This is a genomic window from Acidimicrobiales bacterium (genome assembly GCA_035540975.1).
Taxonomy (GTDB): Bacteria; Actinomycetota; Acidimicrobiia; order Acidimicrobiales.
Window position 1 is genome coordinate 19,158 of sequence record DATLFN010000136.1, and the last position, 24,084, is coordinate 43,241.

The window sequence follows — 24,084 nt, forward strand, 5'->3', positions numbered from 1 at the left end:
GCCGTGTCGTCGTCGCCCACGCGGCACCAAGCGCGGGCCTGTCCCGGCCCTGAGACTTCATCCTCATCGACGACTCGCACGTGAAGCGTAGGTTCGCAGCGCATGTGGCCGAAGAGCGGGCCGAGTCCGCCAGGCCCCGCGGCGCCGCCAGGCCGGTTCCTTCGCCGGCATCAAGATCGACGGCGTGCTCGGATCGTCGCTCCGGCGGCCGTCACACCTCATCACCGGAACTGCCGGGCGTACACGCGAGGAGGCCCGCAGCACAGGGCTGCGGGCCTCCTGTACTTCGATCAGGAGATGACTACGGACGACCGCCAGAGGCCGGCGGGACCGACTCGGGCGTGTAAGCGACGGCGGGGGTGTCGCCGGCGGTGTCGGTGCCCGTCGAGCTCTGCGAGCCGGCGTCCGCGGGCGGCGTGGTGGCCGGAGGGCCCGCCGGTACCGACTCGGGCGTGTACCCGGCGGCCGGCGTGTCGCCGGCGGTGTCGAGGCCGGTGGAGCTCTGCGAGCCGGTGCCGGTCGGCGCGCTCGGTGCCGTCGCCGGCTTGCCGGCGGGGACCGACGTGGGGACGCGGCCGGCGGCCGGGGTCTCGTTGGCCTTGTCGAGGCCGGTCTGGCCGGGGGCCTCGGGGCGGCCGGCGTCGTCGGCACGGTTCGCTTCGCCGTTCTCCTTGGCCTCCTCGCTGATCACCTCGCCGTCGACGCCCCCGTCGGTGGCGTCGGTGCTCACCCGCCCGCCGAAGTCAGCCTTGTCAGAGGCCTTGTCCGGGAACGAGAACGGCGTCATCGCCTCGACGGCGGCCGACACCGCGTTCTGGGCCGGGTCGGGCAGGACGCCCGCCGCCCCGGCGGCGGTCACGCTGGCCGCCGCCATGGAAATGCCGAACGTCGCCTTGGCGGCCACGCTCAACCCTGCAAGGAACTCACCAATCATCTTTCTCTTCCTCCACTTCGGTAGTCCGGCCGCCTGCGGCGCAGGCCCGGGGACGTTGCTCGCTGCCGTCGCCGGCAGGTCGCCCTTTTCGGTGAAGAAGCCCTCCGCCAGCATCGCCGCCAGTGCCACCGAGGGCGTCGGGACCGACCCGGCGCCTCGGCCGTACAGCTCGTCGGTGAACACCGCCAGCTCGGCGAGCTCGGCGCCGGCGTCGCCGCCGGTGCAGAGCGCCTCGATGGCGGCGTCGTCGATGGGGGTGCGTTGGAACATCTCAGCGTCGTGATCGGATCCCGAGCTCACAGGGGTACGCCCTCGCGCTCGAAAATTCTCCGGAGGGCGGCGAAGCCGCGGCGCTGGAGGGCCTTGACGGCGCCGGGGGACTTGCCCACCACCTCCGCCACCTCCTCGACCGTCAGGCGGCCGAGGACGCGAAGGACGACCACGTCGCGCTGGTCGGGCACCAGCCGCTCGCAGATCTGGCGTACGGCGTCGTCGCTCAGGCGCCGCACGGCCTCGTGCTCGGCGCTCGCCGCCGGCGAACCCTCGACGACACCGTGCTCGGGGACGAACCGCTGCGGGCGGGAGCGAGCCCGGCGGCGCTCGTCGACGAGGCGGTGGTGGGCGATGGTGAACACCCACGAGCGGAACTGCGCCTCCGAGCCGGAGAAGGAGCCGATGCGCTGGAACACCGAGATGAACACCTCGCTGGTGACGTCGTCGGGCTCGGCGGCTCCCTGCACCCTGAGGTAACCGGTCACGGCGGGCGCCAGGGATCGCCACAGCCGTTCCGCGGCCCAACCCGTTCCGCACTGCGCGGCGGCGAGCACCGGGGCGAACTGCTCGCCCAAAGGGTCAGTGATGGGCTGGCGCGTTCCGCTCACGTGTAGGCATGTCGACCATGGCCGCCGTGGTCTGAATCGAATCCAAAGGACCATACTCCGGCGCCTCGTGGGGGAGCCGACCCGGCGACCGCCGATCACGCTGGTGCGCCGGCTCGAGCTCCACAGCGCCGACATCCGCCATGTGCCGCACCTGGAACGGCGTCACCGACTGGTCCTGCCGGTGACCGGTCCGTCCCTCAACGGGTCGGGGGCCCGCTCCGAGCGCTGGGCGCTCCAGATCTGACGTTCACCGCCGAGTGAGCCAACGATGCGTGACGCGCTGCACCACGCGGAGCCCAACTTCAATAAAGCCCCAGGCGCGAACTGCCGACGATGCCGGAGCGTGGCATCCCTTGACACTCGGCGTGGGCGGAACATCGGGTTCGGTTGTCGTCGGCGCGTTCGCGGCTTGCCCCAGAGGGCTGTGCCGCTCCGGCGCCGGTCCTCGGGTCGTTCACACTCCTGCGACCGAGGGTTGCGGCCGTTGGAGCGGGTGCGGAAGGAGGTCGGCGCGGTGACCAGTTACAAAACATGGTTCCGCAGAACCAAGCGCTGCGGTGACGAGCGGGGCGCAGTGCTGATGCTGGCCGTCCCCGGGCTGATCGTCGCCATGGCCGCCTGTGCGCTGTCGGTCGACATCGGACGCCAGGCGCTCGCAAAGCGCGGCGTCCAGTCGGTTGCGGATATGGCCGCCCTCGACGCGGCACGCGACCCGGCCAACGCGCAGGCGGTGGGCGAGGCGGCCGCAGCGAGGAACGGGTTCGACCTCTCCGTGGTCGGCAACTCCTTGGCCGTCGAGGTCGGCTCGGTGGATGCCGCCAACAACTTCAGCGCCGGGGTGGAGGCCTCGGCGGTGCGGGTCACCGTCGGCTCAGTGGTCGACTACATCTTCGCCCCCGGCACCCGGGCGGTGAAGGCCCGGGCGGTGGCCAAGATCCACGACCCCAAGCGGGCCGGCTTGATGATCGGGTCGTCGCTGGCGTCGGTCGACACCACCAAGGCGCCCCTGATCGACGCCGTGCTCGGCCAGATGATGGGAGGCAGCGCGGACGTCGTGGGCTGGCAGGCACTGCTCAGCTCCCATGTCACCCTCGGTGAGCTGCGAGGCGAACTTGTCGAGGCGGGTGTGGCGGCGGGCACGCCAGAGCAGTTGCTCGACGCCGATCTGACCCTGGCCCAGCTGGCTCAGGCCACCGCCGACGCCTTGACGGCCAAGGGCGACTCCAACGCCAGCCTCTACGGCGGACCCTACGGCATCGTGGCCCAGTCCACCACCACCACCAGGTTCAAGCTGGGCAGTTTCATGAAGCTCGACGTGGCCGGCGGGGACGCGGTGCTGGACGGCGAGATCAACGCCTTCCACCTGCTCACGGCCAGCGCCATGGCGGCCAACGGCACCAACACCATCTCGATCGCCGACGCCGGCGTCAGCGTGCCGGGGGTGACCACCACCGCCCTCAGCCTGCAGGTGATCGAGCCCCCCGTGTGGGTGGCGGGAAGGGCGGGAGTGACCGCCAGCACCGCCCAGGTGCGCCTCACCGTCACCCCGCGCCTCGATCTGCCCATCACCGTGGCGGGGCTGGTGCTCCCAACGCTTACCGGCGCTCTGCCCTTGAGCCTCGAGGCGGCGGGGGCGCAGGGGACGCTGAAGCAGATCACCTGCCCCGACCCCGCCGGCGGGATCGTGGTGGGGGTCGACACCAAGCCCTTCGCCGGCGACGCCTCGGCCACGCTGCGCGTCAGCGACGCCACCGGGCCGCTGCTCGACATCCCGACCACCGGAAGCATCCCGGAGACGACGCCGGCCGCCACCGATCTGGCGTTCTCCTACGACGACGAGTTCTGGCCCACGGCCGCCAGCAAGCGGGCGGGGTCGGTGCCCATCGGGCTCGCCGGGCTCACCAGCTTCAGCCAGGACGGCGACCCCACGGTGCTGGGCCTCTTATCGGTCCCGATCATCGACGTGGTCAACGGTGCCTACGCCGCCCTCGGTCCGGTCATGGGCGACCTGGACACCACCATCCTCAGCCCGCTCCTCGCCACCCTGGGAGTGACCATCGGGGCGAGCGACGTGACCGCCATTAGGAGCGACTTCACCGGCTGCGACAGCCCGCCCTCCGGTGCTCGTCGGGTGATGCCTTCCAACCGGCCACCGACGCGCTCGCGACGCCGCCCCACGCACCTCCGCTGCGCCCCAACATCGTCGTGACGATCGAGGCACCGCGGTATTCATCTCCTCCCCGTTGGAGATCGCGGTCGTAGCGGTTGTCGCGACCCTGGCCGCCGTCGTGCAGCCGATTGAACGGACGGGGGCCCGGCGCCGGCATCGCGACGACGACGTCCTGTTCCGACGTCGTCGAGGTCCTCGCCACGGCCGGCACACCCGGTGCGCCGCTGGGGAGCCGAAACAAGCGGGAACGTCCCCGATGTACGCGCTCGCGTCGATCGCCCACTCAACCCGGCTGTCCGGGATGCCGACGCCTGTCCGTGGCCCTGGAGGTACGGATGGGAAGGCTCGGCGTCCTCGCCGTCACGATCTGCGTGATGCTCGCCACCGTCGGGGTCGCTCCGTCGGCCGCCGTGGGAGTCCCCGGCCGCGCCGCCGTCCCCGCCGACGACGCCGGGCGGGGGCTCGTCTACCGCGGGCTGCGCCCCGCCGACCCGGCCGGGCCGTGCGGCAACGGCTTCGAGGTGGGCGGCCCGGGCAGCGGGCGCTGCACCCACGGCCCCGACCCGGCGCCCGCCGGCGTGGACGTCACCCGGCCGCGATCGCTCGCCGCCCTCGCCGCCGAGGAGCCGTCGAGCGTCGCCCAGGAGGGTGCCGGCTCCATCCTGTGCATCGACGACGGCACGTCGGGGAGGCGGGTGCAGGCCATCTACGCGGTGGCCAGCGACAAGGCCGACCGCTTCGCGAGCATCGCCCCGCTCATCCCGCAGTGGGCGACCACGGTGGACGGCGTGTTCAACGCCAGCGCGGCGCAGACCGGTGGCGTGCGCCACGTCCGCTGGGTGACCAACCCGGACTGCAGCCTGTCGGTCACCAAGGTCGTGCTCTCACCCTCGGGCGACGACTCGCTGTCCGACACCGAGGACGAGCTGTACGCCAAGGGATTCAACCGGGCCGACCGCAAGTACCTGGTGTGGACCGACGCCAACGTCTACTGCGGGATCGCCGGCATCTACGCCGACGACCGCCCGGGCCAGGAGAACCACAACAACGGCGTAGCGTGGGCGAGCCCGCTGGTCGGCCGCGTCGACAGCGGGTGCTGGGGCCGGAGCAACTCCGTCGAGGCCCACGAGCTGGTCCACATGCTGGGCGGCGTCCAGCGGTCCGCCCCGAACGCCACCTCCGGCTTCCACTGCAGCGACGAGTACGACCGAATGTGCTACATGGACGAGCCGTCGACCATCCTGTCTTACGTGTGCCCGAGCACCCAGGAGAAGCTGCTCGACTGCAACAACGACGACTACTTCTCGACCGCCCCGCCGACGGGCAGCTACCTGGCGACGAGGTGGAACACCGCGAACAGCGCGTTCCTGACGGCGGCGTCGGCGCCGGCGGCGGACATGACGCCGCCCGCCATCCCGTTCGGGCTGGCGGGTATCCCGGGCGACGGACGGGCGTCGCTGACGTGGTTCGCGGTGAGCGATGCCGACCTGGCCGGCTACCGGGTGTCGCGCAACGGCACGCCGATCGCCACCACCACCTCGCCGGCGTACACCGACACCGGCCTCACCAACGGCGTGCTGCAGATCTACACGGTCTCGGCGTTCGACGCCGTCGGGAACCGCTCGCTCGAGTCGATGTCGATCGCGCTGACCCCGTTCGGCCTCACGGCGCCGGCGGCGACGACCACCACGACGACGCCACCGCAACCTCCACCGCCCTCCGCGACCACGGTGAGCGCGCCGGGGGGCTACCGCCTGGTGGGGGCCGACGGGCAGACGTTCGTGTTCGGCGAGGGCGGCGCCACCGGCTCCACCGGCCCGCTGCCCGTCGACCCGGCCCGGCCCGTGGTCGGGGCCGCCGCCACGCCCCACGGCACCGGCACGTGGGCGGTCACGTCGAACGGCTCGGTGTACACAATCGGCTTCGCCCCGTTCCTCGGGACCGCCGCCGGGTTGACGCTCGCCCGGCCCATCGTGGGCATCGCCGCCACGCCCTCGGGCGGCGGTTACTGGCTGGTCGCGTCGGACGGCGGCATCTTCGCCTTCGGCGACGCCCGCTTCTTGGGCTCGACCGGCGCCATCAAGCTGAACCAGCCCATCGTGGGGATGGCGTCCACCCCATCGGGGAACGGCTACTGGCTCGTCGCCTCCGACGGCGGCATCTTCGCGTTTGGTGACGCCAGGTTCGTCGGCTCGACGGGAGCCATCAAGCTGAACAAACCGGTCGTCGGCATGGCGTCGACCCGGGGCGGCAGCGGCTACTGGCTCGTCGCCTCCGACGGCGGTGTCTTCGCGTTCGGTGATGCCAGGTTCTTCGGCTCGACGGGAGCCATCGCGCTGAACCAGCCCATCACCGCCATGGTGCCGACGCCGTCGGGCGCCGGCTACCGGTTCGTGGCCTCCGACGGCGGCGTGTTCTCGTTCGGCGACGCCCGCTTCTTGGGCTCGGCCGCCGACAAGCGCGTCACCGTCGCCGCCCTGGTCTCCGCCCGGTAGGGCGCGGGAGGGTGTTCCCGACGCTGGACCTGCAGACCGGGATCGCTGGTCACCCCCGGTAGTCCACGCGCAGTCCCTCGAGGCCCCGGCCTGGTAGTGGCACACGGTGATGCGGAACCCCGGCCCGGGGGCCAGGCCGGCGAGGTGCCACTTCGGTGTCCCTTGAAGTAGGAGCCAGCTCGGTCCGCCGACCCGCTCGACTCCCGCACTTTCAGATGCGCGCCCTAGTCGGTCCCGCCGTTGACGACTTCCTGGCGCTCTCGCAAGGGAGATCGAAGACAGTCGCCCGTGTCCCCGCTGCGCTCGACTTCCTCCGTTTCCCCCAGGCCCGGCGCACCACACCCGGCAGTCGAGCTTCCGGCATGGTGGCCACGATCTCATCGACATCTCGGGCCGCCATCCGCTCCAAGAGCGCGTCGAGTGGTTCACGGGCGCGCACCGTCGCCGGCCCCGGCTCCATGACCTGTTCCGCCCGTGCCATGGCCGGGTGATCGCCGGGGCGGACCGGCCGAGAACCACCCGCTGATCGTTGACCACCGATGCCGTCCCGGGAAGCGTGCTCACGGCGGCGTCGGGAGCGCAGGTGAGCGGTTCGCGATCGGCCACCTCCAATGCCCGGCGCTCGCCCGGCCCGGCGCCCACGGTCGGCATCCCGGCCGCCAGCAGTGCGCCTTGCCGCCGCGTGGTCGTAGATGTCGAAGCCGAATCGCTCGAGGTGCCACGCGACCGGGGGCTCAAGTCTCACCGGGCGTCCCAGCAGTACACGACGACCGGCCGCGCCCGATCGAGCACCGCGGCGCGCTCGGGGCTCAAGCACTTGAGCGCCAGATAAAGGGCATCGGGCAGGTGCTCCTCGTCGAACTCGTGGCGGGGCAGGGCCTCGACGAGGTGGGCTCCGCATCCGAGGAGCTCGAGGCTGGCGACCCTGCCATACCGGCCGCGGCGGCATCGTCGGCGGTTCCACTGGAAGGCCAAGACGCATGCTGATCGGGGAGGTGGCCCCGGCGCTCCGGCTTCAACGCCAAGACCTTGCGCTACTACGAGGACATCGGCGTGCTCGCCCGCCCACCTGGGGACCATCGGGGTACCGGGGCTACGACGAGCACGTCCTCGACCGCCTGCGCTTCATCCGCTCAGCGCAGGCCGTGGGCCTGTCCTTGGGGGAGATCCGCGGCATCGCCCTCGCGGACGACGGCCAGCCACGGTGCGGACACGTGCTGGCGCTCCTGCGCACCCGAGCCAACGAGGTGGAGCGTACCGCCGCGCAGCTGAGGACCCTGGGACGCGAGCTCACCCGCTTGGTCGAGCGTGCCGCCCATCTCGACCCCAAGGATTGCGACACCGACGCGCGTCTGTCATCTCATCGGCCCCGAACGATGACGGGGTCGACGACCGGAGTCACCCCCGACCAAGGCGCTGGCGGACGGCGGTCGCCCTCGGCGAAATCGCGGATCATCGGCACCCCGCGTGCGCACGGTAATGACCCCTTCCTGGACTCCGCAGCGGCCCGCCGACCCGACCGGTAGCTGGCGATCCCGGACGCGTTCGCTCGTCCGACCCCTCCGCCAACAGGCAGCGAGCGGTGACGCCCAACGCCGTGGTAAGCGGGAGGGGGAGCGACCGATGGCCGATCGTCCTCACGAAGCGAGGCCGAACGGCCCTACGCACCGCGACCCCGGCTGAGGGTCCTTTCCCAAAGGCACGACGGAAACGAAGGGATGAAGGCTCCATGGTTCTCGCACTCGGCCCATCCTCACTCGGCCGAGGCGCGGGGTCGAGGCCCTGACGACGGCAGCCGTCCGAGATCACGACGACGAGGAGGCCCAGATGCGCGCACTGGTGGTGTTCGAGTCGATGTTCGGGAACACGCGGGACGTCGCCCGCGCCGTCGCCGACGGTGTGTCGTCACGGCTCCCGGTCGAGACGGTGGAGGTGGGTACGACGCCCTCGGTGCCGGGAGACGACGTGGTGCTGCTCGTCGTCGGTGGGCCCACGCACGCGCTCGGCCTGAGCCGTGCCGGCACGCGTGCCGACGCCGCCCGGCAGGCGTCGGGGCCCCTCGTCTCCACGGTGGTCGGGATCCGGGAGTGGCTCGACGCCGTCGACGCCGTCGACGCCGGCTCGCGCCGGGTCGTCGCCGCCGCGTTCGACACACGCGTCGCCAAGCCGCGGCTCCCGGGCTCCGCGGCCAAGGCGGCGGTCAGGCGCCTTCGCCGCCTGGGGTTCCCGATCGTGGCGCCCGCCGCCAGCTTCTTCGTCGACGGGACGAAGGGCCCGCTGCTCGACGGTGAGCTCGACCGGGCGCGGGCCTGGGGAGCAGAGCTCGGCGCCGCCGCAGTGCGAGGCTCCACCGAGTGTTCGCCGGGGCGGCCATAGCCAACGGCGAACCGGGGCTGGCCGCGTACCACCACGACGCCGGGGACGCCGCAGCGAGGGCTACGGAGCGCGTCGCCGAGTGCCGGGGCGGCGGCCCGGTCAGCCGCCGCGAGCGAGCGCGGCGAGCGACCGCGGGCAACGTGACACCGCGATGCCGGCGTCCCACCCCTCGCCGCTCGACGAGCCGATCGGCGGTCGCCTCGCCGGCGCCCGTTCGGCTTGCCTGTACGATGCGCCGCCGTGCCGGCGTGGAGGGCGGTCGAGGAGGCTGAACCGGTGTTCGCCCGGCGGGTGCGGCGGCTGTTCGACGCCGGTCGCCACAAGACGATCGCGACGCTGCGCAAGGACGGCTCGCCGCGCATCTCGGGCATCGAGTGCGAGTTCGCCGACGGGGTCCTTCGCTTCGGTTCGATGACCGGCGCCCGCAAGGGCGCGGACCTCCGACGGGATCCCCGGTTCGCTCTGCACGGCCCTACCTTCCACCCCGAGGAGGGGAAGGAGCGCGACTGGCCGGGAGAGGCGAAGATCGCGGGACGAGCCATCCCCGTCGGGCCGGCCACGGACGAGGCGAGAGACCAACCGGACGGCGAGATGTTCGTCGCCGACGTCACCGAGGTCGTCATCACCCGACTCGACGCCGAGGCCACCGGGCTCGTGGTCGAATTCTGGACACCCGAGCGAGGACTACGAGCCGTCGACCGGGCGTAGAGGGAGGGACGCACCCCGGTTTGCCCGCCGTCAGGCGGGCATGGGTAGCTCGACCCCCATCTGGGTGAGGATGGTCGCCTGGTCGTAGTACAGCTCGCCGGCGGTCACCATGCCGTCGGCGTCGTACGTCAGGATCTCGCAGATGTCGAACGCGAGCTGCTGGTTCGATGGCGGGAACGGACCGAGCGGACCGTCGTTGCGCCCCCGGCCCACGAAGCGGGCGACGCTCGTGTCGCCGGCATCGAGGTACCGGGCGTCGTCGCACCGGGCGTCCGACATGGCCGTCGTCCAGCCCTGGAGCCACGACACGAACTCGTCGGGGCCCTTGACGGAGATGGCCCTCGGATGGTCCACGTAGACCGCGTCGGCCCGGACCCGCTGGCGGAGCGCTTCGAACTCTCGCCGGTTGAACAGGTCGTGCAGCTCGCGGTGGATATCGCTGGTCGCCATGCCACCCTCCTCCGGATGTGCGAACCCGCCGCGGTCAGAAGAGTACGTCGCGCGCGACGTCGTTTCTAGGGGCGCGCCGGGCGCCCGAGCAGCTCCCACCCAGCGCGTCGTCCCAGGCCGCCGCTCGAGCCCGGTTCGCCCTCCCCGACGGATTTCATCCTTGACGGGGGTTTCCTTCCAGCGGTATCCAGGGGTGACACCGTGGAAAGGGGGCAGCACGCGCCGGTCCGCCCTACCGTGCCGCCGGCTTCGGGCCGAAGCTCGGCACAGCCGCCTTCCGCCGTCTCGTGCGTCGTCCCGCCCGTCAGGAGAGGATCTGCAAATGCTGACCGTCCGGCGCCTTTCTCTCGTCCTTGTCGTGTGCGTCTCGTTGCTCCTGCCCGGTGCGGCCGGCGCCCACCCCGACCACCCCGACCCCGCCGGCTCGTTGGAGACGTTCCCCGGAGAGGGGGTGGCCCGACCGGGCGACCTCCAGCACGGGACGATGGAGGGCCACCTCCCGCCGGTGCGGCGGAACGTGACCCTCGTCGGCAAGGCGGCGGTGACCAACCCGAGCGGAGCGGGCAACGAGGGCCGGGTCGCCGACGTGTTCGCCCACGGCGACCATGCGTACCTGACCGCGTTCCGCGAACCGACCTGCGAGCAGGCCGGCGTCCACGTGATGGACATCTCCGACCCCGCGGCGCCGTTCGAGCTCACCGACGCCTTCATCCCCACCACGGTGGGCTCGTACGCGGGGGAGGGCATCCAGGTCATCCCCATGGACAACCAGCACTTCCGCGGCGACCTGCTCATCCACCAGAACGAGACCTGCCCGGCCGGCCCCGCCCCGCCCGACGTGATGCAGAAGGGCGGGATCTCCATGTGGGACGTGACCGACCCCACCGACCCGCAACCGGTGAAGCGTCACGCCGGTGACCTCGTGGGCGGTCTCGACGCGGGACCGAACCAGACCCACAGCATGAGGGCGTGGACCAACGTGTTCGACAAGAGGACCTACGTCGCGCTGGTGGACGACGAGGAGGTCACCGACGTCGACATCCTCGACATCACCGACCCGTTCCATCCGGTGCTCGTCAACGACGACCTCAACCTCGACGAGCCGCCCTTCGACGTCGACCAGGCCACACCGCCCAACCTGACCGCCTCGTTCAGCCACGACATGATGGTCCAGAAGATCGGCCAGCGTTACGTGATGAACGTCAGCTACTGGGACGGCGGCTACGTCCTCCTGGACGTCACCGACCCCCGTGAGGACCGGGTGCAGCTCATCGCCGACAGCGATTACCCCGCCCTCGACGAGGAGCGGCTGGCCCGCGGCCACGCCATCTCCCCCGAGGGGAACGCCCACCAGTCGGAGCTGTCCCCCAACAAGAAGTTCCTGCTCGCCACCGACGAGGACTTCAACCCGTACCGGGTGGTCGCCACGATCACCTCCGGCCCCTACGCCGGGACCGGGTACACGGCCACGTCGGCCAGCGCCACTCCGCCCGTCGACGCCGACACGACGATCGACGGTGTCCCGACGTACGTGGGCCTCGCCTGCACCAGCCTCCCGGCCGGGACGGGTATCGCCCTGGTGGAGCGTGGCATCTGCTCGTTCCAGCAGAAGCTCGACAACATCGAGGCGGCCGGCTACTCCGCAGGGATCGTGTTCAACGCCGTCCGCGCCGATTGCATGTCCGGGGTCACCATGCTCGCCGAGGGGGACATCCCCTACGTGTTCACCAACCGCCTCGCCGGGCTTCAACTCCTCGGCGTCGCCGGGGTGACGGCGGCGAACGCCTGCACCACGGCGTCGCCCGCCCCGGGCTCGCCGGTCGCCTCCACCACCATCGAGGCGGTCTTCGACGGTTGGGGCTACGTGCGCCTCTTCGCCACGGACATCCCGAACCAGCGGGGCCGGCCCGGCTCCATCACCTCCATCGACACCTACGCCGTGCCCGAGTCCCAGGACGAGGCCTACGCGGTGGGCTTCGGCGATCTGTCCGTGCACGAGGTGGCCATGGCCTCCGAGACCGGACTGGCCTACATCTCCTACTACGCGGCGGGCCTGCGGGTGGTCCGCTACGGCCGCGGCGGGATCCAGGAGGTCGGCGCCTTCATCGACGAGGGTGGCAACAACTTCTGGGGCGTCGAGGTGTGGCACGACGAGCACGGCACGGAGTACGTCCTGGCCAGCGACCGCGACCACGGCCTCTACGTCTTCCGCTACACGCCGTAGCAGGAGCCTGCCGGCGCGGGCGGCGCGCCGCACCTGGTCGGCCTCCGTAGGGAGACGTCGCCTGGATGTACGGTTGACCTAATACCGATTCTTAGGTAGACCTAACTCATGAGCGCGCGGGCGGCCGAGCGGGACCTGGCCCGTCGTGAGGGACCTCTGGAGCCGTCGAGATCGGAGGCGACGAAGAGCCCGACGCGTTCGCACGGTCGTGACGACGGCCTGCCTCGCGGCTACCTGCGGGCCTGCCTGCTGCTGCTCGTGGCCGAAGCGCCGGTCCACGGCTACGAGCTCGTCGCCCAGCTCGGGGATCTGGGCGTGGGCAGGCCCGATGCCGCCACCGTCTATCGGACGCTGCGCGGTCTCGACGAGGAGGGGCTGGTCTCCTCGTGGTGGGCGTCCCCGGTGGCCGGCCCCGCTCGGCGGGTCTACCGGACGACGGTCGCCGGCAGGCACTGCCTCGTGCAGCTGGTCGGCGCGGTGGAGGACACCCACCTCCACCTGTCGGCCTTCCTGCACCGCCATCGTGCCCTGGGGCCCGCCGCGGGACGGACGGGCGACGCAACGTCTCCCTGTGGCGGCCGTCCCCGATGACACCCCCCGACGGCCGCTCTCGCCGCGCCATGACCGCCCCTCCGTGACCGCTGCCTCCCGTTCGCGGGCGGGATCTGCTCCGGGGCATCGTCGGGGATCAGCGCCTCCGAGTGGTCGCCGCGTCGGCGCTGTCGGTGTCGCACCACGCCGGCGAGGCGCTGGCCCGGCGCAGCTGGAGGCCGCCCCTCGACCTCGTCGTTCGCGGGGGCTCCTCTCCGGTGGCTGGGCCCGCGGCGGAGGGCTGTTCGCCGCCCTCGCCGTGCTGAGCGCCGTGGCGCTGGCGTCCATCGCCTACGGGTCCAGGCCCATGGCGCTCTCCACCGTGTGGGACGGCATGTGGGCCTACGACCCCACGGTGGGCGACCACCTGATCGTCCGCAGCCTGCGCATCCCCCGCACCGGGATGGGCCTGCTCGTCGGTGCCGCCCTCGGCCTCGCCGGCGCCGTGATGCAGGGGGTCACCCGCAACCCGCTGGCCGACCCGGGCATCCTCGGGATCGAAGCCGGCGCGTCCCTCGCGGTCGTGACCGGCATCTACGCCCTCGGGATCGGCTCGTTCAGCGGGTACGTGTGGCTGGCGTTCGTCGGCGCCGCCGTCGCCAGCCTGGTGGTCTACTTCCTCGGCTCCCTCGGCCGCGGTGGCGCCACGCCGGTCAAGCTGGCGCTCGCCGGCGCCGCGCTCTCGGCGCTGCTCGGGTCCGTCACCACCTCGGTCCTGCTCCTCGACGTGGCCACGCTCGACCAGTTCCGCTTCTGGGTCGTCGGCTCGATCGCCGGCCGCGACGCCGGGATCGTCGCCGACGTCGCCCCGTTCCTGGCCGTCGGCGCCGTCCTGGCGCTGCTGTCGGCACGGTCGCTCAACACCCTCGCCCTGGGCAACGACGTCGCCCGCTCCCTCGGCCAACGCGTCGGGCTCGCTCGCGCCATCTCCGCGCTGGCCGTGATCGTCCTCGCCGGCGGCGCCACCGCGGCGGCCGGCCCCATCGGGTTCCTCGGTCTCACCGTGCCCCATGTCGCCCGGGCGATCTGCGGGCCCGACTACCGGTGGATCGTCGCCTGGTCGGCGGTGCTGGCGCCCATCCTGTTGCTCGGAGCCGACGTCCTCGGCCGGCTCGTCGCCCGGCCCGGCGAGGTGCAGGTCGGCATCCTCACCGCCGTCATCGGCGCGCCGTTCTTCGTCGCCCTGGTGCGCCGCCGGAAGCTGGCCGAGCTCTGATGACCGTGCCCGGTTCACTTCGGCGCGCCGGGCAGGGCGGTCTCCTCGTCATCCGCGTCCCCCCGCTCGGCTGGTCGACGAGGGCCCACGCACGGTCGTTCATCGTCACGCTGGCACTGACCGCCGCCGCCATCGCCATGTTCGCATGGTCACTGGCCGTCGGCGACTTCCCGATCGCGATCAGCGACGTCCTCGCCACCCTCGCCGGTGGCGGCTCGGAGGACGGCGACTTCATCGTGCGGACCCTGCGGCTGCCGCGGGCGCTGGCCGCCGTTCTGGTGGGTGCCGGTTTCGGGCTGTCCGGCGCCATCTTCCAGCGGCTGGCACGCAACCCGCTGGCCAGCCCCGACATCATCGGGGTCACCGCGGGCGCCGCCGCCTCGGCGGTGTTCATGATCGTGGTGGTCGGCGCGACCAGCATGCAGATCACCCTCGGCGCCCTGGCCGGGGCCACCATCACCTCGCTCGGCATCTACCTCCTGGCCTACAAGCGGGGCGTCTCCGGCTACCGCCTCGTCCTCGTCGGCATCGGCATCACCGCCGTGCTCACCTCCGTCACCCAGTACCTGCTGACCAGGGCCGAGATCTTCGAGGCGCAACGCGCCGTCGTCTGGCTGACCGGGAGCCTCAACGGGCGCGGCTGGGAGCACGTACGCCCGATGGCGCTGGCTCTGGTCGTGCTCGTCCCCGTCGCCCTGGGCCTGACCCGTCACCTGCGCGTGCTGGAGCTGGGCGACGAGACCGCCCGGGGGCTCGGCGCCCGCGTGGAAGGCATTCGAGCGGCGCTGTTGCTCACCGGCGTCGCCCTCGCCGCGGTCGGCACGGCGGCGGCCGGGCCCATCGGGTTCGTCGCCCTGGTCTCGCCGCAGATCGCCCGTCGCCTCGTGGGCGAGCGCTCCCTGGCACTGATGCCGGCCGCCGCCTGCGGCGCCGTGATCGTCGTCACCGCCGATCTGGTCGCCCGCCGTCTGTTCGCGCCGACCGAGCTGCCGGTCGGGGTCATCACCGCCATCGTGGGGGCCCCGTACCTGCTGTACCTGCTCGCCCGCGCCAACAAGATCGGAAGTGGCGGATGACCCGGCACAGCCTGCGCGCCGAACACCTGTCGCTCGCCTACGACGACCGCCCGATCGTCGACGACCTCACGGTGACGATCCCCGACGGGCGCATCACCGTGATCGTCGGCGCCAACGCCTGCGGCAAGTCGACGCTGCTGCGCGGCCTGGCCCGCCTCCTCAAGCCCCGCGCCGGCTGCGTGCTGCTCGACGGCGCCGACATCCGGCGCCGCCCGACCCGGGAGGTGGCCACCCGCCTCGGCATGCTGCCCCAGCAGCCGGTCGCCCCCGAGGGCATCACCGTCGGCGACCTCGTCGCCCGCGGCCGCCACCCCCACCAGCGGTGGCTGCGGCAGTTCTCCGGCGACGACGAGGCCGCCGTCGGCGCCGCTCTGGCGGCGACGGGCACCACCGACCTGGCCCAGCGGAGCGTGGACGAGCTGTCGGGCGGGCAGCGCCAGCGGGTCTGGATCGCGCTCGCCCTGGCCCAGGGCACGCCCCTCATGCTGTTGGACGAGCCCACCACCTTCCTCGACCTCGCCCACCAGGTGGACGTGCTCGACCTGCTGGCCCGCCTCAACGAAACCGAGGGCCGCACGATCGTCGCCGTCCTGCACGACCTCAACCTCGCCTGCCGCTACGCCCACCACCTCGTCGCCATGCGCGACGGAGGGATCGTGGCAGAAGGCGCACCGGGCGACGTCATCACGCCCGAGCTCGTACGCGCCGTGTTCGACCTCGACGCCCACGTCATCCCCGACCCGCTCACCGGGACGCCGCTGGTGCTGCCGGTGCCGGCCGCCGGCCGCCCGGCCGCCGCACCGCCGGTCGCCGTCGTGCACCTGGTCGCGAACAACGGCGACCGGGACGCCGTGGCGCCATGACCGCGCCGTCCGGTCCTCTGGCCGAGACGCTCGAACGTCTCGCCGGCGTCGGCCCGTGGTTCGGCGGCCACCTCGGCGAGCCCGAGGGTGACGGCTGGCACCGCTTCAGCGACGTCTTCCACGACGACCGCCTCGCCGTCTGGGTGGACGACCTGGCCGCTCACCACGACGGTCGTCGCGACGTGGCCGGTTCGTACCTGGGCGGCTGGCTGGCCGGCGCCGCCACTGCCGTCCCCACCGCCGCCCTCGTGCTCGAACGCCGCCTTCCCGATCCGGCCGGAGAGCTGTGGTTCCACCGCCACGAGGAGGGCTGGTTCGACCGGGTCGCCTTCGAGGGAACCGGCGTCTTCGCCACATCGGCCGACCCCGCCGCCTCCCATCCCGACGTCGTCGTCGTGGCCACAGCCGACCTCCCCCGGGTGTTCGCCCGCGGGCTCGTGGACCGGCTCACCCCGGTCCTGGACGCGGTGCGGGGCGCGGCCCCGTTCGGTCGCAGCGGCCTGTGGGGCGGCGTGGCCGACGAGCTGGCCAGCGCCGCGCTGGGGGCGGCGCGGGCAGCGGGCACCGACACCGGCGACGCCTGGCGCCTCGCTGAGGCCGTCACCGACGCCATCGCGGAGGAGAGGCGGTGGCTGCGCGCCCGGCCGCGGCCGTTCGCAGTCACCACCGGCCGGGGCACCACCGCCTTCATCGTCAGGGGGACGTGCTGCCTCTACTACAAGACGCAGCCGCAGCCGCCCGATGCCTCCGGCGACAGCCACTGCAACACCTGCCCCTTCCGTGACGACGACTCCCGTCACCGGCGCCTCGCCGCCGACGCCGAGGCTTGAGATCCGGCCACGGCGCCGGATGGTCCTCGGCGTGGCCGACCCGGTCGGCCGCCGTAGCCAAGCCAAGAGGCTGCTCGGCGACTTCGAGTCGAGTCGAAGCCGTCGCCGCCCTCCGCGCGGCAGGCGGCGGGCGGCGGGCCTGCCGCCCTCCGCGTCGCTCACGTCGGGTTCTACGAGACGGGCAGCCTCTCGTACCGCGGGTGACGCTCCGTTCCGGTACCGGTACCGCTCCCACCCCGCCACCCCGGTGCGGGCGACGAGCGGCTCACGAGGGCGCAAGCGGGCGTAGGCGTCGAAAGTCGCTCCGCGCTTAGTCGCGTCGGTGGATGAGTCGTACCCTTCACCCGGGAGGTGGGGCATGCAGGGCAACGAACGGGTCCTCGACCTGCTCAACGACGTGTTGACGGCCGAGCTGACGGCCGTCAACCAGTACTTCGTGGACGCCAAGATGTGCCAGAACTGGGGCTACGACCGGCTGGCGGCGAAGTTCCGGGAGGACTCCATCGACGAGATGAAGGACGCCGACTCGCTGATCGAGCGGATCCTCTACCTCGACGGCGTGCCCAACATGCAGCGGCTCGGTCCGGTGCGGGTGGGCGAGAGTGCCCCTGAGAAGCTGAAGCTCGCCCTCGACGTGGAGAGCGAGGCGATCGCCCGCCTCAACGCCGGGGTGGCGGTCTGCGTGGAGCTGGGCGACAACGGCAGCCGCGAGCTGCTCGAGCGCATCCTCGTGGGCGAGGAGGAGCACGCCGACTGGCTGGAGGCCCAGCTCGAGCTCGTCCGCCAGGTCGGTGAGGCCCACTATCTCGCCCAACAGATCCGCGACTGACCGCCCGCCGTCGGGTTCGCGGCGACAACGCGCCCGGCGGGGCGCGATCCTGGCGCGATGGAGCAGCGCCTCTCCCTGATCACTCTCGGCGTCGCCGACGTGGCTCGGGCTCGTGGGTTCTACGAGCGCCTCGGCTGGTCAGGAGAGTCACCCGACGGCGAGGTGGTCTTCTTCCAGGTCGGCGGCATGGTCCTCGCTCTGTGGGGACGCGACAAGCTCGCGGAGGACAGCGTCGTCGAGGACGGCGGCGGTTGGGGCGGCGTCACGCTCGCCTACTGCGTCGACTCGCCGGCGACGGTGGACGCCGTTCTGGCCGAGGCCGCCAGGGCCGGCGCGACGATCGCTCGACCGGGGGCGCCGACCTTCTGGGGCGGCTATTCGGGGATCTTCCTCGATCCGGACGGGCACCCCTGGGAAGTCGCCCACAACCCGGGCTGGGTCCTCGAGGGCGACGGCTCCGTTCGCCTCCACTGACGCAGCGAGAGGGCGCGCCGCGGACGCCGTGGCGGACGGGGCTTGCCAGGCCTCCCGCACATGCGCTGGGGTCACCGCCCGCGCACGGGCGGCAGCTGCCGGAGCCCGTGCCGGCGAGTTGGCGCTTCGGAACGCGATGCATCAGGAGGCTGTCGCCAAAATGGAGACGGACGCTATCGTGCCCGGATGACCACTCCGCTGCACCTGAGCGCGGATCAGCGTCGCGAGCTCAGGCGTATCGCGGCGTCGTATTCGCAGCCCTACCGACGAGTGGTCATCGCGCGTGCACTGCTTCTCGTCGCGGACGGTGTTCCAACCGCTGACGTCGCCCAGCGCTGCGAGACGACGCCCACGACGGTTCGACGGTGGAGCTCACGTTTCGCAGCGGTCGGCATCGACGGGCTCGGCACAGTAGGACCCGGAAGAGGCCGCAAGCCGTCGCTCCGCCGGGCGGTGGCCGATGCGATAGCTCGGGACACCGAGCACACCGAGCCGCCCCCGGGGACGTCTCGCTGGACATTACGCACGATGGCGAGCCGGCACGGGGTGAGCAAGGACACGGTCGCCCGTGTGTGGCGCGAGCGCGGACTACGCCCGTGGGAGAAGCCGCCGAGACCGACCAAGGCGAGGCCGACCGAGCGTCGCCGCCGCCCGTCAGAGGCTCGCGAGAGCGAGGTCATCGAGGTCTTGTCCGCGCTCAACGAGGCGACCGGCCTGGCCCTGTCGCGGTGTCGACCCCGCGACGTGCACCGTGACTTCCTGTTCTTCGTGAAGCTCACCGAGGCGATCGAGCTGTGGGTCGAGCACTGGGACGATCCGAGCCGGCCGTTCCACTGGCAGAGCCGAGAGGAGGTCGTCAGCAGTACGAAGCGCGCCCGGGAGGCTTTGACGAACTACGCCAAATCGGCGCCAACTCGCAGCCACCAGGCCAGGTAGGTGACGCGGCGCACTCTTGCGGCGCCGCGCCTCGGGCGATTTGACTGGACCCGTGCGGCGATCACGGACGCCAGGGAGTGGCGGTTACGGATCCGTGGGCCTCCGTCGACGGTGCGTTCCGCTCCTGTACGCATCGATCGGCGCCACGATGCTCCTGGGTTGCTCCAGCAACGACACCGACGAGCAGGGAGGCGGCGGTGAGCCTTCCGTGGTGGCCTTCTCGCCGCCGGCGGTGTCCGGCCCGTCGCCGCGCTTCGGGGTTCCGCTCCCGGAGGGCGCGGCGCTCGACCAGGGGGCGTCGAACGCCGAGGCCGAAGTGTTCACGGTCGCGTCGCCGACCACGTTCGGCGACGTCAACGCGTTCTACAAGCAGGAGATGGACGGAAAGCCGTTCCGCGACTTCGAGTGGTGTGGGCCCCGCGTGGATGCCGCCAGCGAGACATACCTCCGGATCTGGCGCCGCCCGGGGACGTCCGACCTCATGGTCGTGGGCCTGACCTACAAGGCGCCGAGCGAGCCGACCACCATCAGCATCACGCAGGCGAGTGGCGTCATGGTCGACGCATGTCCACCAGCGGCATCGGGGTGACAGGGGGGTTCGGTATGGGAAGGCACCGTCGGGCGCCGGGGGGCCGAGCCGGCGAGGGGGGCTTCACGCTCATCGAGCTGCTGGTCGTGGTCGTGATCCTCGGGGTCCTCGCCGGGGTCGTCGTGTTCTCCGTCAGCGGGATCAACGACAAGGGCGAGGAGTCGGCTTTGCGGACCGACGCCCGTACGCTCGTCAGCGCTCAGGAGGCCCACTGCGCGCAGAAGAGCGGCTACGCGTCGGAAAGCGGGCTCGTGACCGCCGGCCTGCTGTCCAACGAGTCCGTGAACCACGACATCGTGTTGAACTCGGCCGGCCGGTGCGGCGAAGGGATGGGATCGGGCTTCGCCATCGAGTGCGTCGCCGACGCCCAGGTGTGCGCCGCCGAGGGCATAACGGTCGTGGACTCGGCCGGCGTGGCGGTAACCGTCCCGTCTCCTCCGCAAAGGGTCGTGTGTCTGGTGGGGGCCTGCGAGGATGTCCTCGCCGCCCTTGGCGCCACCGACCGGATGGTGATCCGATCGGTCGACTCCACCAACACGCCCGCCGCCATCGCGGCGTACGGAACGGCGGGCATCCCAACGATCAACAGCGCCGGGTTCGGCTTCCAGGACGAGGATCTGGAGCAGATCGCGGCGGCCGACCCCGACCTGGTGATCGGGCTCGGGCCGTTCCAGGGCTACCTGCGCCCTGCGCTGGAGCCGATCGCTCCGTTCTTCGACCTCGACATCGGCTCTTACCAGATGGCGATCACGAACCTCTACCGCGTCGGACAGCTCCTCGGGCTCAATGAAGCGGCCGAGGCTGGGGCGCAACTACTCCGCGACCAGATCGACGACTACGCCGATCTCTCCCCCCGCAACCGCACACCGATCGACGTCTACCCCTTCTTCTTCTTCGGCATCGAGATCCTGGCCGACAGCACCGAATCGCAGGGTGGTTCATTGTGGGCGACCCAGGGCCCCTATCCCTGGCCGGCGTACACGTCGAATTCCTCCTACCACTCCGGTGGGCAGATCACCTTCGACCTGGCGCGGGTGGCCGAGGTGGATCCTGACGCCATCTTCATCATCCGCTCCAACCGGTCGACGACCACGGCGAACGACGACTTCCGGCCCGCCAACCCGGCGGTGTGGGACAGCCTCGCGGCGGTCCGGAACGGCCGCGTGTACGAGGGGCCCGACGTGAAGAGCTGGCCCTGGGCAACGGGCGGCACCATCTCGGCCAAGGAGACGCTCGATCGGGGAATGAAGCTGCTGTACCCCGAGGTCGGGGCCTTCCCTCTTCCCTAGGATGCACCGTGGCGTGACCACTGCCTCGCAGCGCCCTGCCGCCGGCGGTCGCGCGGCGCGCCCACCGAGAACCCTGTCGTGTCGGAGCCCATACGGTCGCCCGTCGGGCCACGCGAGGGGGCGGCGGCGGCTGTCCCCGGGAGCCTGACACGCCGGCCACCCGACCCGCCGGCGGGACAGAGGGCGAAAATGCCCGCTTCGTCGCGTGGATGATCGGGCTGATCGCCGCCCTGGCGACCGTGGCACTGGTCACGCTGCTTGCCGGGATTCCCGCCCTGTCGCTGCCCGAGCTACGCGATGCGCTCGCCGGCACCGGGGACGAGCGGGCCGCGCTGGGAGTGCGTCACCTCCGCCTGCCCCGTCTCGTGCTGGCCGTCTGCGGAGGCGCAGGACTCGGGCTCGCGGGTGCGCTCGCCCAGGACAGCCTGCGCAATCCCCTGGCCGGCCCCGAACTGCTCGGCATCTCGTCCGGAGCGGCCACCGTGGCGGCGGCGGTCATCGTGTTCGAGATGCCCGTGCCCTTCACCGTCCTGCCCTTCCTGACGCTGGCGGGCGGGCTCCTCAGCGCCGGCGTGGTGCTCGCGGTGATGACCCGTCTGCGGTGCCCACCGAGCTCGCCCGTCCTGGTGCTCGCCGGCGCGGCCCTGTCGGCGGCCTTCGGTGCGGCGGTGACGATGATCGTCACCTTCGGGGAGCGGCAGGAGGTTGGTGCGGTACTGCGCTTCCTCACCGGGAGCCTGGCCGGCAGCGGGTGGCCCAGCGTTCGCGTGGCGCTGCCATGGCTCGCTGTCGGCATCCCGGCGGCGCTGATGCTGGCCCGACCGCTCAACCTGCTCCGCACCGGAGACGACCTGGCCGAGGGCGCCGGCCTCGCGGTGGTGCCGGCTCGTGCCGCGGCGCTGGGCCTCTGCGCCGTGCTGACGGCGGCGCTGGTCGCCGTCGCCGGTGCCATCGGGTTCGTCGCCCTGTCGGCGCCTCACATCGCCCGGCGCCTCCTCGGGACCACCGATGCCCGCCGGGTGCTGCCGATGGCCGCCGTCGTGGGCGCGTTGCTCCTCGCGGGCGCCGACCTCGCCGCCCGTCTTGCCTTCTCGCCCGTCGAGGTTTCGGTCGGGCTGTGGACGGGCATCGTGGGTGGTCCCGTCCTGCTGGCCGTGCTGAGGGCTCAGCTCCGGGGTTCCGGGGAATGACCGGCGGTCCGGACCTCACGTCTGGAGGGCCTCGTTCCTCCGTGCCTTCACCTGGCGAAGCCGGCGGATCGGCCGGGGAGCGGCCTCCGGCGTTGGTCCGGCACTTCGGCCTGGTGATGGCCGGCGGCATCGCGGTGACCGGCGTGCTGGTGATGCTCTCGGCCGCTGTCGGGACGACGCGGGTGAGCCCCGCCGACGTCGTCGCAGCGCTCGTCGGGCACCCGGTGTCGGAGCTCCACCGCCAGGTGGTCCTCGAGCTGCGCCTGCCCCGGGCCCTGGTCGCCGTCGTCGCAGGCGGCTGCCTGGGGTTGGCCGGCGCACTCTCGCAGGCCGTCACGCGCAACCCATTGGCGTCGCCCGATCTCACCGGCGTCGCTGCCGGTGTCGTGTTCTGCACCGTCTCGTGGATCGCGAGCGGCCCGACCCTCGGCGCCACCCCCGATCAGCTGCTCCTCCAACCCACGGTCGTGATCGTCGGTGGCGTGGGTGGGGCGGGAACCGGTTGGGTCGTCTACGCGTTGTCGGCTCGGCGGCGTGGTGACCCCGTCGCCCTGGTGTTGACCGGCGTCGTCGTCGCCCTGTTGCTCGGGACCGCCACCGCCTTCGTGTTGATGCTGTCGCCGACCAGCGCCACCCTGAGCGCCTATTACTGGTTCGTCGGCTCCCTCAACGCCCGGGCATGGGCCCACTGGGCGGTTCTGTGGCCCTGGGCGGCGATCACGGTCTGCGCCGCCCTCGTCGGCTCCAGCCGAGCGAACGTGTTGCAGCTGGGCGACGACGTGGCCACCGGTCTCGGTGTCGACCCCGAGCGGACCCGCCTCGGGCTCTTCCTGATCTCAGCCGTCATGACCGCCGGCGCCCTCGTCGTCGTCGGCGCCATCGCCTTCGTCGGCCTCATCGCTCCCCATGTGGCCCGTGGCCTCGTCGGCCACGACCTACGCCGCGTCCAACCACTCAGCTTCGTGATCGGCGCGGCATTGCTGTGCGGCGGAGACTTGGCGGCGCGGTCAGTGGCTCAGCGACCGCTCCCGACCGGGGTCGTCACGGCGGTCCTCGGCGCCGGCTTCTTCATGTTCCTGCTGTTGCGCCGCCCGGTTCCGGGACCGTCGGCATGACCGAGAAGCCGACCGGCGGGCCCAGCCTCGCCGCCGAGGACGTCGTCGTCCGCTACGGGCCGAGAACGGCCCTCGGTCCCGTCGCGCTGGAGTTCGAGCCGTCGACCACCACCGCCGTCGTGGGGCCGAACGGTTGCGGCAAGTCGACCCTGCTCCGATCGCTGGCTCGCCTCGTGACCCCTTCGGTCGGGACCGTCTACCTCGACGGTGCCGCCATCACCAACCTCCCGACCCGGGCCGTCGCCCGCAGCCTCGCCGTGCTTCCGCAGGCTCCTTCGACCCCCGACGGGGTCACGGTCGCCGAGCTGGTCGAACAGGGCCGGTACGCCCACGTCGGGCCGCTGCGGATGCTGCGGCGCCGCGACTACGACGCCGTCGAGCGGGCCCTCGAGGTCACCGGGGTGGCGAGGTTCCGGCACCGCACCATGGACCGGCTCTCCGGTGGCGAGCGCCAGCGGGCCTGGATCGCGGTGACGCTCGCCCAGGAGCCCCAGATCATGCTCCTCGACGAGCCGACCACCTTCCTCGACATCCGCCACCAGCTCGAGATCCTCGAGCTGATCAGGAGGCTGAACCATGAGCGGGGGATCACCATCGTGGTCGCCCTCCACGACGTCAACCACGCCGCTCGGTACGCCGACCGCCTGGTCGCCCTCAAGGGCGGCGCCGTCGTCGCTGATGGACCGCCCGCGGCGCTCCTCACACCCCAGCTCATCGAGGCCGTCTTCGACGTCTCCGCCACGGTTTTGCGCGATCCCCGTACCGGTGTTCCGGTGTGCATCCCGTACCTGCCTGCCGGCCGAGCGACCTCCATGCCGGACGACCGCCCCGGAGCCATGGCGTGATCC

23 protein-coding genes are annotated in these 24,084 nt (G+C 72.0%); 19 read left to right on the forward strand and 4 right to left on the reverse strand.

What is annotated here, in order from left to right:
* Positions 1-301: 301 nt before the first annotated feature.
* Complete coding sequence (locus VM242_13460; GenBank protein HVM06168.1) at positions 302-1,204, reverse strand: hypothetical protein; 903 nt, start codon at positions 1,202-1,204, stop codon at positions 302-304.
* Between the two features lie 26 nt (positions 1,205-1,230).
* On the reverse strand, positions 1,231-1,950 hold the full coding sequence (locus VM242_13465; protein HVM06169.1) for a sigma-70 family RNA polymerase sigma factor: 720 nt from the start codon (positions 1,948-1,950) through the stop codon (positions 1,231-1,233).
* Between VM242_13465 and VM242_13470 the strand changes: the two genes are divergently transcribed.
* The 3 genes from VM242_13470 to VM242_13480 all read left to right on the forward strand — a co-directional run bounded on the left by VM242_13470 (position 1,883) and on the right by VM242_13480 (position 6,480).
* On the forward strand, positions 1,883-2,059 hold the full coding sequence (locus VM242_13470) for a hypothetical protein (protein ID HVM06170.1): 177 nt from the start codon (positions 1,883-1,885) through the stop codon (positions 2,057-2,059). The genes VM242_13465 and VM242_13470 overlap by 68 nt on opposite strands.
* Positions 2,060-2,329: 270 nt before the next feature.
* Complete coding sequence (locus VM242_13475; protein HVM06171.1) at positions 2,330-4,024, forward strand: TadG family pilus assembly protein; 1,695 nt, start codon at positions 2,330-2,332, stop codon at positions 4,022-4,024.
* Positions 4,025-4,320: 296 nt separating this feature from the next.
* The gene (locus VM242_13480; protein HVM06172.1) at positions 4,321-6,480 is read left to right on the forward strand and encodes a hypothetical protein; all 2,160 of its coding nucleotides are present in this window, start codon (positions 4,321-4,323) and stop codon (positions 6,478-6,480) included.
* 741 nt (positions 6,481-7,221) lie between these two features.
* Here VM242_13480 and VM242_13485 read toward each other — a convergent pair.
* The gene (locus VM242_13485) at positions 7,222-7,455 is read right to left on the reverse strand and encodes a hypothetical protein (protein ID HVM06173.1); all 234 of its coding nucleotides are present in this window, start codon (positions 7,453-7,455) and stop codon (positions 7,222-7,224) included.
* Positions 7,456-8,307: 852 nt separating this feature from the next.
* Here VM242_13485 and VM242_13490 point away from each other — a divergent pair.
* Together VM242_13490 and VM242_13495 are read left to right on the forward strand one after the other, a co-directional pair.
* A complete protein-coding gene (locus VM242_13490) occupies positions 8,308-8,856 on the forward strand; it encodes a hypothetical protein (protein HVM06174.1) in 549 nt (182 codons plus the stop codon).
* A 240-nt stretch (positions 8,857-9,096) separates the two neighbouring features.
* Positions 9,097-9,564: a pyridoxamine 5'-phosphate oxidase family protein gene (locus VM242_13495; GenBank protein ID HVM06175.1), complete on the forward strand. Its 468-nt coding sequence runs from the start codon at positions 9,097-9,099 to the stop codon at positions 9,562-9,564.
* 30 nt (positions 9,565-9,594) lie between these two features.
* Here the strand turns inward: VM242_13495 and VM242_13500 are convergent, their stop codons facing one another.
* Positions 9,595-10,014 carry an ester cyclase gene (locus VM242_13500; GenBank protein HVM06176.1) on the reverse strand — a complete coding sequence of 140 codons (420 nt, stop codon included), beginning with the start codon at positions 10,012-10,014 and terminating at the stop codon, positions 9,595-9,597.
* Between the two features lie 322 nt (positions 10,015-10,336).
* Here VM242_13500 and VM242_13505 point away from each other — a divergent pair, with 322 nt between their 5' ends.
* The 14 genes from VM242_13505 to VM242_13570 all read left to right on the forward strand — a co-directional run bounded on the left by VM242_13505 (position 10,337) and on the right by VM242_13570 (position 24,081).
* The gene (locus VM242_13505) at positions 10,337-12,238 is read left to right on the forward strand and encodes a PA domain-containing protein (GenBank protein ID HVM06177.1); all 1,902 of its coding nucleotides are present in this window, start codon (positions 10,337-10,339) and stop codon (positions 12,236-12,238) included.
* A gap of 108 nt (positions 12,239-12,346) precedes the next feature.
* The gene (locus VM242_13510) at positions 12,347-12,829 is read left to right on the forward strand and encodes a helix-turn-helix transcriptional regulator (protein ID HVM06178.1); all 483 of its coding nucleotides are present in this window, start codon (positions 12,347-12,349) and stop codon (positions 12,827-12,829) included.
* 259 nt (positions 12,830-13,088) lie between these two features.
* A complete protein-coding gene (locus VM242_13515) occupies positions 13,089-14,045 on the forward strand; it encodes an iron chelate uptake ABC transporter family permease subunit (protein HVM06179.1) in 957 nt (318 codons plus the stop codon).
* Complete coding sequence (locus VM242_13520) at positions 14,045-15,121, forward strand: iron chelate uptake ABC transporter family permease subunit (protein HVM06180.1); 1,077 nt, start codon at positions 14,045-14,047, stop codon at positions 15,119-15,121. The genes VM242_13515 and VM242_13520 overlap by 1 nt, the downstream gene beginning before the upstream one ends.
* Positions 15,118-15,984, forward strand: coding sequence for an ABC transporter ATP-binding protein (locus VM242_13525; GenBank protein HVM06181.1), 867 nt, complete (start codon positions 15,118-15,120; stop codon positions 15,982-15,984). The genes VM242_13520 and VM242_13525 overlap by 4 nt, the downstream gene beginning before the upstream one ends.
* A complete protein-coding gene (locus tag VM242_13530; protein HVM06182.1) occupies positions 15,981-16,814 on the forward strand; it encodes a (2Fe-2S)-binding protein in 834 nt (277 codons plus the stop codon). The genes VM242_13525 and VM242_13530 overlap by 4 nt, the downstream gene beginning before the upstream one ends.
* 358 nt (positions 16,815-17,172) lie before the next feature.
* Positions 17,173-17,643 carry a bacterioferritin gene (gene bfr / locus VM242_13535; GenBank protein HVM06183.1) on the forward strand — a complete coding sequence of 157 codons (471 nt, stop codon included), beginning with the start codon at positions 17,173-17,175 and terminating at the stop codon, positions 17,641-17,643.
* A 57-nt stretch (positions 17,644-17,700) separates the two neighbouring features.
* Positions 17,701-18,117, forward strand: coding sequence for a VOC family protein (locus VM242_13540; GenBank protein ID HVM06184.1), 417 nt, complete (start codon positions 17,701-17,703; stop codon positions 18,115-18,117).
* Positions 18,118-18,303: 186 nt separating this feature from the next.
* Positions 18,304-19,053 (forward strand): helix-turn-helix domain-containing protein, encoded by a 750-nt coding sequence (locus VM242_13545; GenBank protein ID HVM06185.1) that lies wholly within the window; start codon positions 18,304-18,306, stop codon positions 19,051-19,053.
* Positions 19,054-19,201: 148 nt separating this feature from the next.
* On the forward strand, positions 19,202-19,642 hold the full coding sequence (locus VM242_13550) for a hypothetical protein (GenBank protein ID HVM06186.1): 441 nt from the start codon (positions 19,202-19,204) through the stop codon (positions 19,640-19,642).
* A 14-nt stretch (positions 19,643-19,656) separates the two neighbouring features.
* A complete protein-coding gene (locus VM242_13555) occupies positions 19,657-20,931 on the forward strand; it encodes an ABC transporter substrate-binding protein (protein HVM06187.1) in 1,275 nt (424 codons plus the stop codon).
* Positions 20,932-21,140: 209 nt separating this feature from the next.
* The gene (locus VM242_13560; GenBank protein ID HVM06188.1) at positions 21,141-22,121 is read left to right on the forward strand and encodes an iron ABC transporter permease; all 981 of its coding nucleotides are present in this window, start codon (positions 21,141-21,143) and stop codon (positions 22,119-22,121) included.
* A gap of 92 nt (positions 22,122-22,213) precedes the next feature.
* On the forward strand, positions 22,214-23,236 hold the full coding sequence (locus VM242_13565; protein HVM06189.1) for an iron ABC transporter permease: 1,023 nt from the start codon (positions 22,214-22,216) through the stop codon (positions 23,234-23,236).
* Entirely contained in the window at positions 23,233-24,081 is an 849-nt protein-coding gene (locus VM242_13570) for an ABC transporter ATP-binding protein (GenBank protein ID HVM06190.1), read from the forward strand. The genes VM242_13565 and VM242_13570 overlap by 4 nt, the downstream gene beginning before the upstream one ends.
* Positions 24,082-24,084 lie beyond the last annotated feature (3 nt).